The sequence below is a fragment of the Psychrobacter glacincola genome (assembly GCF_904846075.1).
Taxonomy (GTDB): Bacteria; Pseudomonadota; Gammaproteobacteria; order Pseudomonadales; family Moraxellaceae; genus Psychrobacter; species Psychrobacter glacincola_C.
In genome coordinates this window covers 1,346,969-1,362,608 of record NZ_CAJGZH010000001.1, presented here as the reverse complement: position 1 = coordinate 1,362,608, position 15,640 = coordinate 1,346,969, and the positions used below count along the sequence as shown (strand labels likewise).

The following is a 15,640-nucleotide window of genomic DNA, read 5'->3' as shown; positions in this document are numbered from 1 at the left end:
ATAAGCGACATATGACTCTATCTACCATGACACCGTCTAATCGTACTGCATTGTGTTCAGCAAAGATCTCTGCGCTGTCATTGGCAATGTTGCTTATGCAATCAAATATCGCGATTGCAGCTGATGCAGCAAACCCTAATCTGCAAATCATCAACAATATTGCAAATGCTAGCTATAACGTCAATAACCAGACTGACGTCACAATATCTAGCACCTCAAACCAAGTACAAGTCAAAGCCTCAGACCTTCCTGAATACGGTATTGAACTCACTCAACAGCCGTTACTCACCGTTATGCCCAACGCCTTAGTTAACTGGGTAAATGTCCTCAGCAATACCAGCTATAGCAACCAGACTGTTGAGCTAACATTGGCTGTATCGCTAACGCTCTCAAACTTAAAAGTCTATCAAGATCTAAATAAAAACGGCGTCGTTGATAATGGTGATACTGAAGTTATTTTCGATAATTTAAGCGCACAAATCAAACTTGGACACAGTGAAAGTATCCAGTTCATCGTGCAAGCTTTATCAGATGTTAACGGCAAAAGTGGCGATACTGCAGATATTAAAATTGGCGCTGTCGTTCTGGAAGACCCATCCGTATCGAGTGTCAACGCGATTGATAGACTGATCATCGTTGAGCCTGAAATCAAATTTACAACGCCTAAGTTTGACGAAAACAAAACCACCTCACAAATCGATGAAAACGTCTATATCGATGCCAGCTATGCGCAGTGTAACGTTCAGCTAGATAAGCCAGATCAAGTATGGGTCACGATTACCTCTTTGTTGACGGGTGACAAATACGCATTGAAAGCGATTGAGACGGGCAATAGTACTGGTAAATACCAGCTATCAGCACCAACACAAAACAATGCCAACGCTATCAATGACAAATTTATTCAGACTCTAGCAAATGATACGTTGACTGCAAGTCTAGACGCCTGTATCGCGCCTTCTGTCGGCACTGGCGCTGAGCAGCTACCAAGCGAAGGTGACTTCACCGTACGTATCGATGACTTAGATACACAAATCAATATCGTCGATGATAGCCCAAGCTTAGTCGTCACCAAAGAAAGCGACGTTAAAAGCGCTGAATTTGGTGATTATGTTAGCTACACCATTAATATCACCAATAGTGGCAACTCTACCGCTTACGATGTACAGCTAAAAGACGCCCTACCCCGTGGTTTTGCTTATGTAGATGGTAGTGTACGTATCAACCAAACTGCTGATATCAGTATCGACCAAGCACAAACCACTGAGTTTAAAGCTGATGGTAAATATCAGGTGCTAAATTTAGGTAATATGGCAAATGGCGAAAGTAAAAAAATCACGTATCGTGTCTTAATCGGTTCCTCATCATTAGGCGGTGATGGCATCAACCGCGCGACTGCCGTTGCTAGCAATGAACAAGGTAAAAGCTTAGTTTCAAGAGAAGCACAGTGGAAGATTGAAGTAGAGCGCGGCCTCATGAATACTGATGGCATCATCATCGGTAAGGTCTACCACGATATCAACCGTGACGGCATTCAACAAAAAGAAGATGGCGAACTTGGCGTTGCAGGAGTGCGTATCTACATGGAAAATGGTAACTTTGTCGTGACTGATCCTGAAGGTAAATATAACTTCTATGGTGTCAGTGCCAAAACTCACGTCTTAAAAGTTGACCGCACCACCATCCCTCACTCAACCGAGATGGTCACCCAAAGTAATCGCAATGCTGGTGATGCTGGCAGCCGTTTCGTTGACTTAAAATATGGCGAATTACATCGTGCCGATTTCGGTATCGTGGTCGGTATGGGCGATAGCACTGAGCGTTTGAATACAGAGCTTGTCGCTCGTAGCAAATCAGTGAGCGCTAAGAATGATAGCCTTGAGCAAGCAGTAAAAACCGAGCTAACCCTAGACCCTGACTACAATCGTGACTACGATGATAATGTAGACGCCAGTGGCTGCAACATCAATGGCGACTTAGATCTGGGCAGCAACTGTGACTCTGCTATCGTCAATGAGATGATCAATCCAGCCGCCAATCGTGTTGATATGACCGTAACTACGGTAGCACCGCCAGTAGAAAAAGAGTTGGAAGAATATCTCAAAGAAGTGGCTAACAATGACGTGGCTTTTATCAATTTAAACGAAGGTCAACAGCTCAGCACTTATAAACAAATGGTACAGGTGCAAGCGCCACTGGGTTCAATATTTACACTATATGCCAATGGAAAAGCAGTATCAGAACAACAAATCGGCAAAACAGCTGAGCAAGAAAAACAGAATGTGACTGCCTTTGATTACTATGCCGTCGACTTAAAACGCGGCAACAATACCCTTCGCGGTGTCGCTACTGACGTGAATGGCAAAATTATCTCTGAGCAAACCATTAAAGTATCAACGCCAGACAATTTACAAGCCATTGACTATCGCACTCAAGCGCAGCTAGTACCGGCAGATGGCGTTAGCGATTATCAAGTCGTTATTAGCCTAAAAGACCGTGATGGCCGTCCTTATATCGCCTCAACACCTATCACTATCGATACCAATATCGGCCGTATCAATCTTAATGACAGCAGTAAAGATCAAGCTGGTTCGCAAGTTATTGTCTCAGGTGGTGAGCTACTCATACCCGTGACTGCACCAAGTGTACCGGGTAAAGGTGAGTTGGTCATCGACACTGGTAGCAGTAAACAGATTATCCCGTTACAATTTACCGCGCAATTACGTCCTCTCATTGCCGTCGGCATCGTCGAAGGCGCGATCTCACTTAAAGACTTTGATGGCAGCAGCATTACTGACGCCCAAGGCGCTTTTGAGCAAGAGCTCAATGATTTCGCTGGTAACGATGACTATACCGCTTCTGGTCGCGCCGCGATGTTCCTTAAAGGCAAAGTACGTGGCGATTATTTGCTCACTTTGGCTTATGACAGCGACAAAAAAGGCGAGCGTCTGTTCCGTGATATCGAGCCTGGTGAATACTATCCTGTCTATGGTGATTCATCAGCCAAGGGCTTTGATGCGCAATCTACCAGCAAACTCTATGTGCGCTTGGACAAGGGTCGCTCATTTGCTATGTATGGCGACTTAAAAACTCAAATCGATAACGATGAAGGTATTAAATTAGGTCAATATAACCGTACGTTGACTGGCCTAAAAGCCCAATATGAAGATAGCAATACTCGCATTACTGCCTTTGTCGCGGAGACGAGTACTAGCCAGCGCGTCAATGAGACTCGTGGTCTTGGTATCTCAGGCCCTTATCCATTGGCTGAAAACTTTGATGCCGTATTAGAAAACTCAGAAACTGTCGAAGTGATCACTCGTGACGCTAACAATCCAGGCTTGATCATTAGCCGTGAGACCCTTACCCGCTTTGCCGATTATGAAATTGACCCTATCAGCCGTAGCTTATTTTTAAAAGCCCCTATCGCTAGCCAAGACATCGATGGCAACCCTATTTATCTACGAGTCACTGTAGAAGTCGATGAAGGCGGCGAAAAATACTTGGTCGGTGGCATTGCTGCCAAGCAGCAGTTGACTGATAAAGTCGCCATCGGTGGTAGCTATGTCAACAGTGATGACCCTCTTAACAAAGAAGAGCTGGCTAGCGTCAACAGCGTTATCAAGTTTAACGATAAGCTAAAACTGGTCGCTGAATACGCGATGAATAAAGCTGAGAATCCAAATTTTCAGCCAAGCAATCAAATCAATGCGACAGAATTAGACGGTCAGGACGCAGAAGGTAATGCCTTGCGTATCGAGCTTGACTTTGATAACAAGAAAAACACTCGTGCCAAAGCTTATTATAATGATACTGACGAAGGTTTCGTGACTGGTGCCTCGCCGCAGACTGCTGGGCGCGCTGAATCGGGCGTCGAAGTCACTCATTTAATTAATGACAAAAAGACCGCGCTAAAACTAGAAGGCGTACGTACTAAAGATCATACCACTGATGCTAGCCGCCAAGGTGTCTTAGCCAGTATTGAACAGCGTTTGAGCACCAACATCGTTGGCGAGATTGGCTTACGTTATTATAAGCAAGATGCAACGGCAGCTTCACGCAATATCCAAGCGGTAACAGACGTCGTAGATGTGACTGATAACACTCTCTTTAATGACGATATTATCAATCAATCGGCGCTAAATAATGTCAGTGATTCTGAAAAAGATATTGAAGGTACTACCGCCCGCGCTCGCATCACGGCACGGTTGCCCAAGCTCAATGACTCTTTAGTATTTGCAGAATATGAGCAAGATATTGATAACAGTAATCGTAATGCCACCTCCATCGGAGGCGAGACGCCGCTAGGTGGTTTAGGCCGCCTATACGCCCGTCATGACTTGATCAACAGTCTATCTGGTAGCTATGGTCTTGATGATACTGAAGAACGTCAGCGTACGGTTTTCGGTTTTGATGCCGCTTATATGAAAGATGGCAAAGTCTATAGCGAATATCGCATGAGTGACGCCATTAGTGCTCGCGAAGCTGAAGCTGCTATCGGTCTAAAAAACAAGTGGTATGTTCAAGAAGGTCTGACTTTAAACACCTTATTTGAGCGTGTTGAATCATTAGAGGGCGATACCGAAAACACCGCAACGGCAGCTGGCATTGGTATAGAGTATCTTGCGAAAGAAGATTACAAAGCCTCAGCGCGTTTTGAGAAGCGTTGGGGTGAGACCAGTGACACATTGCTAGGTAGCGCTGGTATTGCTTATCGCTATACTGACGATGTGACTCTGTTGGCCAAAGACATCTACTCGCGCGTCGATTATGACGATGGCAATCGCACGATTAATCGCTTCCAGCTAGGAGCTGCTTATCGTGATTATGATAGCAATCAGTTAGACATGTTAGCCAAGCTTGAGTATCGCTTAGATGATAACAGTACTGGCGATGACGCCTATCAAAAAGACGCCGTTATCTGGTCATTGAGTGGTAACTATCATCCAACGCGTCCGTTGACGTTATCAGGCCGTTACGCGGGTAAATATACTCAGTTTGATGCTGATGATATTAGTAGCGACAATACAGCCCATGCGCTTTATGCTCGCGGTCTATATGACATCAGTGAGCGCTGGGATGTGGGTTTGCAAGCAGGCACTTATTGGAACAAACAAGCAGATGATATGTCTTATATGCTGGGTGCGGAAGTGGGCTATAGCCCGATGACCAATCTTTGGTTGTCACTAGGTTATAACTTTATGGGCTTTGAGGATGAAGACATCGCTTATGACGATAGCACTATGGAAGGCGCTTACTTTAGATTACGCTTCAAGTTTGACGAAGACCTATTCAAACGTGATGATCCACGTAAGAACCAGCGTTTGACGACTCACTCTACATTGTAATTTATCCCCATTGTCGTGTTATTATCTGACGACAATGCGGGCGTTATCGCGCTGTTCATCATATTATATGAAAGATATATTTTAATAAGTGATGAGATCAACGCCAAAAACCGCAAGTACCAATACCAATATTGATACTGATCCGCTTAATATGAGGTTTTGCATCATGCCTAATCATGCCAACAAAGCAGCCCATTATAAACAGCCTATAAAGGCTTTATTATCAACCGTTTTTTTCCTGACAATGACCTCGGTTGCATCGGCGAGTCATCATACTCCTGAAGTGGCAGTAACCCATGACGATAATCACTGTGCCAATGATGTTCAAACTCAGTCTCACCACCCAAAATACCAAAGTACGCGCCAACGTGCTATGAACTGTATGTTGACAGAGTTACAAGCGTATCAACAAAAAAACATGAGTGCACGTCAGCAATACTTTGCCTATAAAGCTCAGGCTTGGCTTAACTACGCCATCCATCAAGACAGCATAAATAGTCGTTCACCTGCTGGGCAGCAAGCAGCACAGGCAGCAGAGACGATTTTGACTACCTTAAGAAATGGCAAGGAACAAGATCTCAACCTTATTCAAGACATACCCTCAAACTCTGCTCTCATGCGCCCCGATCTATGGGCAACCTTAAACGCGCTAAAAGATAGCGGTGGTATCGAGTCAGCACCACGAGAGATAGCCTTCAGCGAGGTCGCTTTAATTTGGGCTGCTACGAACCAGTGCGAGCGCGGCTGGCGGGAATCAGGCATCCATTTTCGCATGGCAGATCGTTGGCTTGAACAAGCCCGCGAAGCATACGTCAATACCCATGATTCACAGACCAACGTCGCTTTGGAAGAGCTGATCGTCAGCTATTATAAGCAATATGAGACATTAGATGCGAGTGCTGATAGTTGCCGTGGGCAAGTATTGATGCCTATCCGTTAAGTCCATTATTACCACTGCTCATCAATGCAGTAAATACAAAAAAGCCGACATATGATGTCGGCTTTTTTGTATTTACTTAGCAGACATTAGAGCATGTTAATCACACTCTAATGTCTATGCATCATCTAAATAGCGAAAAAAACTAGCGATTCTTACGCGGTAGCTTTTCTGGTAGATAGCAACGCAAATAAGCGATAAACGCAGTGTTTGCTTCTTGGATATATTCATTAGTAATGCTTTGGTGACGACGATAAGACAATGTGAATATCGCATTAATAATGCTATAAGCAATCAATAGCGTGTCTTGAATATCGTGGAAACTCGGCATCTCATAGCGCTCTGATAAACGCTTATAAACCAAATCGACGATTTGATGATCGATATCTTCACCAAAACTATCACCTTCAAAATCAGGCGTGTTCGTGTCATAAATGAGCTTGGCTTTGGTTTCGTCGTTATGGAATATCGTCACACAATTATCAATAAGCGCCGTCAAATAGCCCTGCCATCTGTCATAATTACCAATATCTACTGTTTCTACTATCTCTAATATTTCGATAGCATTCAAAAAACGCAATGCTAAAAATATCGCTTCGATGTTAGGAAAAAAGTGATAAGCAGAAGCTCTTGGAATGCCTGCTTCTTCACATACAGCCGCCAAAGTAATGTCATTGATAGGTTGGGTTTCACTTAACTTCTTGGCACCAGCCAAAAGTTTTTGACGGCGCGCACGGCCTTGTTGGCTGGTAAACTTAAACTTATTCGGGACCAGTTTTTTTGCCAGTTCCGAATCTACCAACACATCTTCAATCTTTTCGTCTTTATTTTCGCTCATCATAAGTCTCTTAATGTTACACCCTATTTTATAAATATAATCTTCAATAGATAGTATTCGCCCTAAATTGAAGAATTACATCCTATTAGCTAATAATGTAGCACTGATATTAGCGCTACTATGTCTAATGGAGAGGCATCATAAACGCTTGTACACTATCAAGCAAGGGAGATAAATGGGTTAAAAATTAATGTATAGGTCAACCATTTAATAGCGTTGACCACGTAATGTAAAAAATTTAATCTTTGAGTTTAATTTTCGCTCTTATAATACCATGATCGATGACCCTATCTGCATAGTCCCACTTTAAATGGTCATTGAAATAGTCTACTCTTTCAACCTGACCCAGTGAAAACTTGCTATCAGGAAGAAACTCTTCTGAAACAAATAACTGATCAATCACTTCTGGCATACCTTGATATATATGGGTATATGCCACATCTTTCATCCAACCATAGCGTGCTTGGATACGCGCAGCATCGAATAATGCAACATCGCGCATGCCTTTATCGTAATTAACTTCACCAGTCTCAGCCATCAATTGGGTGGTGACGCTACCGGTGACATCATTCATATCACCTAACAAAATCAATGGCTCACGAGTATGACGTAAGCGCTCTATAATAGACATGCGAATAGAGGCTGCTTCTGCGGCGCGCATACATAAGCTACGGAGCTTGGCACGGACTCGAATATTTGGATCGTCCATGTCTTCTAACAAATTGCCACTTTCATCACGCAAGAAAAATGCCCGTTTGCTTTTTAGATGCGCCGTAATAATCGTTATCGGTTGACCAAAGGCATCGACCCGTACTAGCAATGGTGGACGATTAAAGCGATGGTAAGGACCAATATCAGGGATATCAATCACCGCTTTTGGCGCAATATCTTCAAGCAAGCGGCTTTCTAATTGCTCAAAGCGGCTAATGATACCAACGGCAGGAGTATTTTGTGCCCCTTTGCCATGGGTATAAGGGCTTGAACGGTCGTTACTTGCTAACGGAACAACGACATGCTCGGGCTTAAACCCCAATGATACCGCCAACGCTTCAAGCGCATTACTATCCCAGACTTCTTGCACCGCAATAATATCAGCATGTGCTTTTGCTAATAAATCGGTGATGCCGCTTAGCTTGTGCTCGTATTCATCGTTACTGTAAGCTGGCGCATTGTCATAATAAATTCGGTTAGGGTTGGCAAAATTGAGCAAGTTGGCAGTGGCGATATAAAATTGTCTGGCGCTTTTAGCTTCCGCATTATTGTTCATAGATTACCTATTATTTTTATTCTAGAATATTGCTTCCAAAGATGATTGGCTGTTTAATATATTCATACTTAGTAATATACAGCAAAAAAGCCTCCAAAGAAATCTTTGAAGACTTTAAAATAGCATAAATTGAAAGTATTTAGTCTATCAGCAGACCCAAGTCTACAATCAGGCTAAGCCCAGTGATAAGGTAGTAAGCTTATATACTGTCTACTTACTTAAATCAAATGTGCTGTTAGTTTCGCTTATTACGATACACGATTCCATGCGTCATACGATGCTTTGCGTGCTTCTTCCCACTCCATGCGTGATTCACCTTTTACTTCATGCCATGAGCGCTCTAATTCAGCTTCATGGTCTTCAAAACGTGCATCCGCAGGATAACGAGCACGGTTGGCGTACCCTACTGCATAAGCTGGATGTAGATCACGGTCGAAGTCATAACCTTCTTTGTAATAATCAACATTGGCATATTCTGCACGCCAGTAAGCTTCTTCACGTGTTGGATCAATCGCTTCTGCTGCTGCATGTCCTGCACCGCCACCAACGATAGCACCAATCGCACCACCAATAAGTGTGCCAAGTGGTCCTGCCATTGTACCGATTGCTGCACCCGCCGCTGCGCCGCCAAGACCACCAATAGCTGTGCCTACTGGATGCGAACCTGGCTCACCTGTGATGATATCAGCATTCAGATCCTGCTTAGCTTCTTTTGACATATGCTTTACTTCACTGCGATCAATACCGTCATAGTTACTCATAATTTTATCCTTAAATTAATTTGTTATATTTTAGATTTATTAAGTGCTAAAAATTAGCAGTCTTACTCGAATCATGTGTTACTTGAGTCGCCTAAAGTATAGAAATTTATGGATAACAACAGATAGATAGGTTGTGTAAATTGTGTCCAGATTGCGATTGTCTTGCGTTACAGCCTGTATCTTTATAATGATTTTGTAGGACAGTGAAGCGTTTTAAGTAATTTTTCATTGAGTTGTTACAATATTTTAATGTGTCTGTTGAATACTTATAAGGATGTCAATGTTCTATCGATGGCTCGTTGCCACTTATCAAGATGTTGTTCACGGATATCACTGGACATTTGGGGTTCAAAAACACGATCGACTTGCCATGATGCTTGCATCGTCCCTTCATCATATAGCCCCGTTTTTAAACCTGCGAGTAATGCTGCACCTTTGGCAGTGATTTCTGTATCTCTCGGACGCAGGACAGGCACATCGAGTAAATCAGCTTGAAACTGCATCAATAAGTCATTATTAGCCGCGCCGCCATCTACTCTTAGCTCAGTTAATGGATGAGGGCTGTCTTTTTGCATGGCAATGAGCACATCATAAGTTTGATAGGCAACCGCCTCTAACGCAGCACGAGCAATATGGGCTTTAGTCGTGCCGCGGCTCATACCAGTAATACTGGCGCTGATATCGGAGCGCCAATAGGGTGCTCCTAGCCCTGTAAATGCAGGCAGTAACACCACCTCTTCACTACTATCAACTTGGCGAGCTAAATCTTCGACTTCACTGCTCTGTTGAATCATACCCAGATTGTCCCGTAACCATTGGACAATAGCACCTGCCATAAACACACTACCCTCCAAGGCATAAGTGACTTCCTTTCTGGGTGGCTGCAACATGCGTTTGCCTGACTGTACAATTTGATCGAAAGATAAATTGTCTGGACGAGTCGGTGTGGATTTTCGTTGCCAAGCGATTGTCGTTAGTAGTTTATGCTCGCTAAGTTTGGGTTTTTGACCAATATTCATCAGCATAAAACACCCAGTGCCATAAGTGTTTTTGGCCATGCCCGCATCGAGGCAGCCTTGTCCAAAAAGTGCCGCTTGCTGATCGCCCAATACCGCTTGAATAGGAATTTGTTTGGCAAATAGTCCTTTTTTGGTTTTACCAAAGTCACCATCAGATGCTAGGACTTTAGGCAAAATATTCATGGGTATCGCAAAACGGGCGCACAGCTCTTCTGACCACTCAAGCTTGTGGATATCATATAATAAAGTACGGGAAGCGTTGGTCACATCAATGACATGCTCGCCACCGGTTAGCTTATATATGAGCCAACTGTCTATAGTACCAACCGCTATTTCTCCTCTACTGGCTCGTACGCTCAATTTCGGATTGTGCTCTAGTAGCCAAGCGATTTTGCTGGCACTGAAATATGGATCTAAACGTAGGCCTGTAATACGTTGCACTTCGCTTGTCACATCATCATGGCTGCCATTCATCATGCTACTGGTACTCTCAGCTGCGAGTGTTTTACAGTAGTTCGCCGTACGGCGATCTTGCCAAATGATGGCAGGGGCTAAAGGTTTACCCGTTTGCTTATCCCACATGACAATAGATTCACGCTGATTGGTGATCGCGATACTGGTGACGTCGGTAGCAAGTAGCCCTGCTTGATTAATCACATCATGGGCACAGCTAATCTGCGTTTGCCAAATTTGTTGCGCGTCTTGTTCAACAAAGCCCGCTTTTGGGGTTTGTAAAGTGGTGGGCTGCTGTGCCATTTTTATCGGACGCGCACGATCATCGTACAATATCGCTCGACTCGATGTCGTCCCTTGATCCAAAGCCAAAATATATCCTGCCATTACTCATATCCTATTTTGTCGCATTCATTTTTTACAATTATATTTTATAGCCGAGTCTTTATTGATAGCACGTACTTTTTGGGAGTAACGCTTATCGCAATAGCCAGTTTTATTTACATTAGCACTGCGCCAATGAACAACTGCCGACAGTTAAAATAAATGCCGTTCATTTTAATCTTGCTCAACGCTATAAGGTGCTGAAATATAGCACACACCACTATTATGTATAGTTTATAAGCTGCTTTGTAATACAACAATCATCACTAACCATCATTTTCGCTAAAAGCTTTTAAAAGTGATCTAAAATCGATTTAAGTGCTAATGACTTGATAAACCTTTTATTATTAATTAACAAATGATGTTATTATTTGTCTTAACACCCGACCTCTAACATAAAATCACGGCTTATTCAACGCACAGTAAGCAAATACTGAGCATTGACCCGTCACCATTGTGCCACTACAGTGTAGCGCTTGTTACCCATAACAAAATATTGGCTTCTGTTAATGGTTGCCCATATTGAACTGTTTGGACAGGGTTTGACCATAACAGTTGATATTTTTGATACTTTTTTGCCTGACTCTAAAATACTTTGCATTCTAATTAATGGCTTATGTGACTTATGAAATTTGCTTTATCGACTCTGTCTACTGCGGTGATGACGATTACGTTCATGGGTTTAGCGGCGCCTACTTTTGCAAGCGCTACTGATCATAATATCGAGTCACCGAATGAGGTCACAGCCGTTGCAGTGACGCAAATTATCGACGCTGACACTCAAAAAAGTACTCAAAGCAGCGTTCAAAACAGTACTCAAAAAAATGAGATTCAAAATAGAAGGTCAACGACAGATACAGACATGGGTCAAGCCGAGCAAAAAACTGGCTTAACAACGCTTATCGATCCCATTACCCATAAAAGTATTGATAATAGTTATCCATTAGCAGTATCTAGCCTGTTAAGCCTTGAGCAAGCTCAAAATATTTTATTGCAAGTGTCACCGAAACTGGCCGCGAATCAAGCGGCGATTGCTGCTAGTGAATACCAAACGGATGCGCTTAAAACCTTGGACAATCCATTGGTGTTTGCCCAATTATCAGCCAACGCTTACAACTTAGACGCGGATCTTGACTTATCATCATTGAAAAACGGTATTGTTAATGACGTTAACAATGGTATCGATAATGTGATTCCGCCTATTCCACCGTTACCAGATTTGCCAAATTTTGGTGAATTGGTCGGTGAGCGTATCCCAGATTCTTATGAGTTAAAGCGCTCAGGCTCAACGGCTGGTGCAGGTCTGGGCGTGGTTTGGCCCATCTATACTGCTGGACGTACCAACGCTTTGACAGGTGCTTCCAATGCCCGTACCCAAGAAGCCGTCGCAGACAGTCTATTGGATAAAAACGAGCTTTATAACACCCTGATTGAGCGTTACTTTAAAGCACAGCTGGCCATCATTGCCGCTTATTTACGTGAAGATGCTTATGATACCTTGCAGCAGACTGACCATATGGCGCAGCGGCTTTTTGAAGAAGGTTTTATCTCACGTGTTGATCGCTTAGAAGCACAATCTGCGCTTGCCGATGCAAAAAGTGAGTCCGTCAATGCCAATAACGATGCTCGTCTTGCGATGATGGCTTTACAGCGGCTATTGCGTACCGACTATCGTATCAAACCCACGACACCGTTATTCGTTTCTAGCCGTCCTTTACCCGATGTAAACTATTTTCAGAATTTATCACTCACCAATCACCCAGGTCTACAAAAAGTCGCCGCCAAACGCGCACAAGCTGAGCAGCTACATGCGCTATCAGATACTGGTCACAAGCCTACCGTCATGCTCTATGGCTACGGAAAAATTGAAAAAGACCCCAGTTGGGTAGCCGGTATATCAGCCAGCTGGAAGCTGTGGGGTGGTCTTGATAAAAATGCGTCACTCGCATCGAGTAATGCCAAAATACGCCAAGCGGATCTGTCTGAAATCGAAGTCAGTGACAATTTATTATTACTGGTCGAAAAAAACTGGCACGATGTTAATAATGCCCAATCTCGTTATCAGGCATTACAAAGCAATGTAGATCTGGCCGCAGAAGTATTGCGTTTGCGCCAGTTGGGGCTACAAGAAGGTGTAAATACACCGATTGAGGTAGTCCAAGCACAAACGCAGTCGCTTAAAGCACGTACTGAACAAGCGCAAGCGGCGAACAGCTATGTACAATCGCTGGCCGCACTCATGCAAAGCTGTGGTACGCCTCTTGCCTTTAACGCCTATCTTAATGCTGCTGATATTCGATTACCGACTTTGTATACTGAGTAATGATTTAATTTGAAAAATATAGATAGTGTGGATAATCGTTTATATAGTTGATTCGATTTGAAAGTATGACAAGGCAGCTGAGCGAAGAGGTATATTTGATACCTCAAGCGAGGTTAACGCCGCAATACTATTATAGTAGCCTGACCATACTAATTATCATGAAGCTGCCATTAACCATACTATTGCTAACTCTATTGCGAATACTGTTTTATGAAAAACCCGACTTCTAAATTAATAAATAACTGGCTGCAGCCTTCATTAAAGACGTGGCGTATTGCGAACAACTCTAATGTTTGGGCACACTGCGCGAGCGTGGGATTTTTTGGTTTTTTATCAATTTTTCCATTAATGGCGGTGTTTGTGCTGCTTTATGGTCTCGCGTTTTCACCAGCTGAGATGCAAGAGCAAATCTCGATTTTGCATCCGTTTATACCTGATACGGTGTATGAAGTCCTCAATTCACGCCTAAGCGCATTGGTCTCTAATACCACATCCGCACTCACGTTCAGTCTTGTCTTATCGACCTTACTCGCCCTATATGCTGGCTCTAAAGGTGTTAAATCTTTAATTATTCTTATCAATCTTGCCTTTCATATCACTCAAGAGCGTAACTTCATACAAGGTAATATTTTAGCAGTCAGCTTAACCTTTGGCGCGGTAGTAATCTTGATTATAGCGGTCTCTTCTATTGCTATTATTCCTGTAGGGGCAGCCTATTTCCCCTTCCCGCAAATAGCTAAAACGATTGCGCTTTGGAGCAGGTGGCCTATATTGGCTGGTATCATATTTTTGAGCTTTTTAAGCCTCTATCGCCTAGCCCCAAACCGTGACGCCGTCGCGCTAAAAAAACTGGTGCCAGGAGCAGCTCTGGCGACCATTCTTTGGATTGTATTGTCTGTGCTATTTTCGATTTATGTGCAAAACTTTAATAACTATAGCGCTGAGTTTGGCGCGCTTTCAGCTGCCGTGGTCATTATGCTCTGGCTTTATTATTCAGCATTTATCGTTGCCTTTGGTGCGATTTTTAATTCTGAAGCCTTAGAAAGCGCCAAACCTTATGCTGTACGAATGTACTAATAACATACCCTTTATCCTCAATTTTGCTGCTTTAGGAATCTCACTGTCATGACTGAATCTACCAACGAATCAGACGACTCGCGCAAGTTAAACGACTCAGAGCAATCTACTGACTCAGTCAATAACCATAACGATCAAGCAACTGATGCTGAAAATGAGCAAGCAGTGCCTACTTATAAGCGCCATGCAGAAAAAGCGGATAAATCTGCCATGATAAAAAAGGCACTTCTGGCGCTATTGGTTCTGATTGTATTAGGTGTTATTGCCTATGGTCTATATAAAAGCAATCAGCATAGCGAGCCTGAAGTCGTGACTTTGCAAGGGCAGATGCAGATGCAGCAAACCTCCATCGCGGCAAAAGTGCCGGGACGTATTGCCAAAATTCTGGTCACAGAAGGTGATGCGGTGACGGTCGGGCAACAGCTGATTGAAATGGACTCGCCTGAGATTAACGCAAAGATCAATCAAGCGCTGGCTGGCAAGCAAATGGCACAAAGTCAGTTAGATAAAGCCGAAAATGGCGCCCGTCCACAAGAGATCGCTCAAGCAAAAGCGGCATGGCAAGCCAACAAAGCTGCTTCTGATTTGGCAGAGAACACTTACCAGCGTGTCAACCGCCTGTATGAAGAAGGCCTTATGGCACGGCAAAAACGCGATGAGGCGTATGCGCAATATCTGGCTACTCAAGATCAAACTGAAGCGGCACGCTTACAATACGACTTGGCTAAAGAAGGCGCACGCAGTGAAGATAAATCAGCGGCGACAGCACAAGTAGCACAAGTCGATGCCCAACTAGAAGAAGCACTGGTGGCAAAAGAAGAAGCCAACTTAAAAAGCCCTATTGCAGGTATTGTGGACAATGTCATTGTCAGCGCGGGTGAAGTCATCGGACAAGGCGTGCCTATCTTGACGTTGGTCAATACCGATGAGCAGTGGGTCGTACTTAATGTCACCGAATCCTACTTAAACCAGTTTGCGATTGGTCAGAAATTTACTGGTACGATTCCTGCGCTGTCATCAGCAAATAAGCCTTATACCAAACAGTTCACCGTTTATGCTACGTCAACATTGTCTGACTTTGCCACTTGGCGCCCGACCAATAATGATGATGGATTCGATGTACGTACCTTTGAAGTAAAGGCACGTCCGACGACTCCCGATGCACGTATTCGCTCAGGTATGAGCGTTATTGTACGCGTCAATCCAGCACTTACTAATGCAAGCCAAGAGTAAGCC

General features: G+C 43.6%; 9 protein-coding genes. 5 read left to right on the top strand and 4 right to left on the bottom strand.

The genetic code is table 11. The features are described from left to right. Nucleotides 1–11: 11 nt before the first annotated feature. Both JMW85_RS05790 and JMW85_RS05785 read left to right on the top strand, forming a co-directional pair. A complete protein-coding gene (locus tag JMW85_RS05790) occupies nucleotides 12–5,345 on the top strand; it encodes an SdrD B-like domain-containing protein (protein WP_201581179.1) in 5,334 nt (1,777 codons plus the stop codon). 166 nt (nucleotides 5,346–5,511) lie between these two features. After that, nucleotides 5,512–6,285, top strand: a complete 774-nt coding sequence (locus JMW85_RS05785; protein ID WP_201581178.1) for a hypothetical protein — start codon at nucleotides 5,512–5,514, stop codon at nucleotides 6,283–6,285. A 142-nt stretch (nucleotides 6,286–6,427) separates the two neighbouring features. On the opposite strand, the gene JMW85_RS05780 is transcribed toward JMW85_RS05785, so the two are convergent. From JMW85_RS05780 to glpK, 4 genes are all read right to left on the bottom strand, one after another. Beyond that, nucleotides 6,428–7,120, bottom strand: coding sequence for a TetR/AcrR family transcriptional regulator (locus JMW85_RS05780; protein WP_055124242.1), 693 nt, complete (start codon nucleotides 7,118–7,120; stop codon nucleotides 6,428–6,430). Nucleotides 7,121–7,358: 238 nt separating this feature from the next. Continuing rightward, nucleotides 7,359–8,387, bottom strand: a complete 1,029-nt coding sequence (locus JMW85_RS05775; RefSeq protein WP_201581177.1) for an endonuclease/exonuclease/phosphatase family protein — start codon at nucleotides 8,385–8,387, stop codon at nucleotides 7,359–7,361. 248 nt (nucleotides 8,388–8,635) lie between these two features. After that, nucleotides 8,636–9,148: a hypothetical protein gene (locus JMW85_RS05770; protein ID WP_045446919.1), complete on the bottom strand. Its 513-nt coding sequence runs from the start codon at nucleotides 9,146–9,148 to the stop codon at nucleotides 8,636–8,638. Nucleotides 9,149–9,414: 266 nt separating this feature from the next. Then, the gene (gene glpK, locus JMW85_RS05765; protein WP_201581176.1) at nucleotides 9,415–11,007 is read right to left on the bottom strand and encodes a glycerol kinase GlpK; all 1,593 of its coding nucleotides are present in this window, start codon (nucleotides 11,005–11,007) and stop codon (nucleotides 9,415–9,417) included. 622 nt (nucleotides 11,008–11,629) lie between these two features. Between glpK and JMW85_RS05760 the strand changes: the two genes are divergently transcribed. From JMW85_RS05760 to JMW85_RS05750, 3 genes are all read left to right on the top strand, one after another. Then, nucleotides 11,630–13,327, top strand: coding sequence for a TolC family protein (locus tag JMW85_RS05760; RefSeq protein ID WP_201581175.1), 1,698 nt, complete (start codon nucleotides 11,630–11,632; stop codon nucleotides 13,325–13,327). Between the two features lie 210 nt (nucleotides 13,328–13,537). Then, nucleotides 13,538–14,404, top strand: a complete 867-nt coding sequence (locus JMW85_RS05755) for a YihY/virulence factor BrkB family protein (RefSeq protein ID WP_201559776.1) — start codon at nucleotides 13,538–13,540, stop codon at nucleotides 14,402–14,404. Between the two features lie 48 nt (nucleotides 14,405–14,452). After that, nucleotides 14,453–15,637, top strand: a complete 1,185-nt coding sequence (locus tag JMW85_RS05750) for an HlyD family secretion protein (protein WP_087945569.1) — start codon at nucleotides 14,453–14,455, stop codon at nucleotides 15,635–15,637. Nucleotides 15,638–15,640 lie beyond the last annotated feature (3 nt).

Bases quoted from the DNA above. Each gene is read 5' to 3' on its own strand.
- JMW85_RS05780 (WP_055124242.1), bottom strand. From the start codon at position 7,120: ATGAGCGAAAATAAAGACGAAAAGATTGAAGATGTGTTGGTAGATTCG.
- JMW85_RS05750 (WP_087945569.1), top strand. From the start codon at position 14,453: ATGACTGAATCTACCAACGAATCAGACGACTCGCGCAAGTTAAACGAC.
- JMW85_RS05770 (WP_045446919.1), bottom strand. From the start codon at position 9,148: ATGAGTAACTATGACGGTATTGATCGCAGTGAAGTAAAGCATATGTCA.
- JMW85_RS05755 (WP_201559776.1), top strand. From the start codon at position 13,538: ATGAAAAACCCGACTTCTAAATTAATAAATAACTGGCTGCAGCCTTCA.
- JMW85_RS05760 (WP_201581175.1), top strand. From the start codon at position 11,630: ATGAAATTTGCTTTATCGACTCTGTCTACTGCGGTGATGACGATTACG.
- JMW85_RS05775 (WP_201581177.1), bottom strand. From the start codon at position 8,387: ATGAACAATAATGCGGAAGCTAAAAGCGCCAGACAATTTTATATCGCC.
- JMW85_RS05785 (WP_201581178.1), top strand. From the start codon at position 5,512: ATGCCTAATCATGCCAACAAAGCAGCCCATTATAAACAGCCTATAAAG.
- glpK (WP_201581176.1), bottom strand. From the start codon at position 11,007: ATGGCAGGATATATTTTGGCTTTGGATCAAGGGACGACATCGAGTCGA.
- JMW85_RS05790 (WP_201581179.1), top strand. From the start codon at position 12: ATGACTCTATCTACCATGACACCGTCTAATCGTACTGCATTGTGTTCA.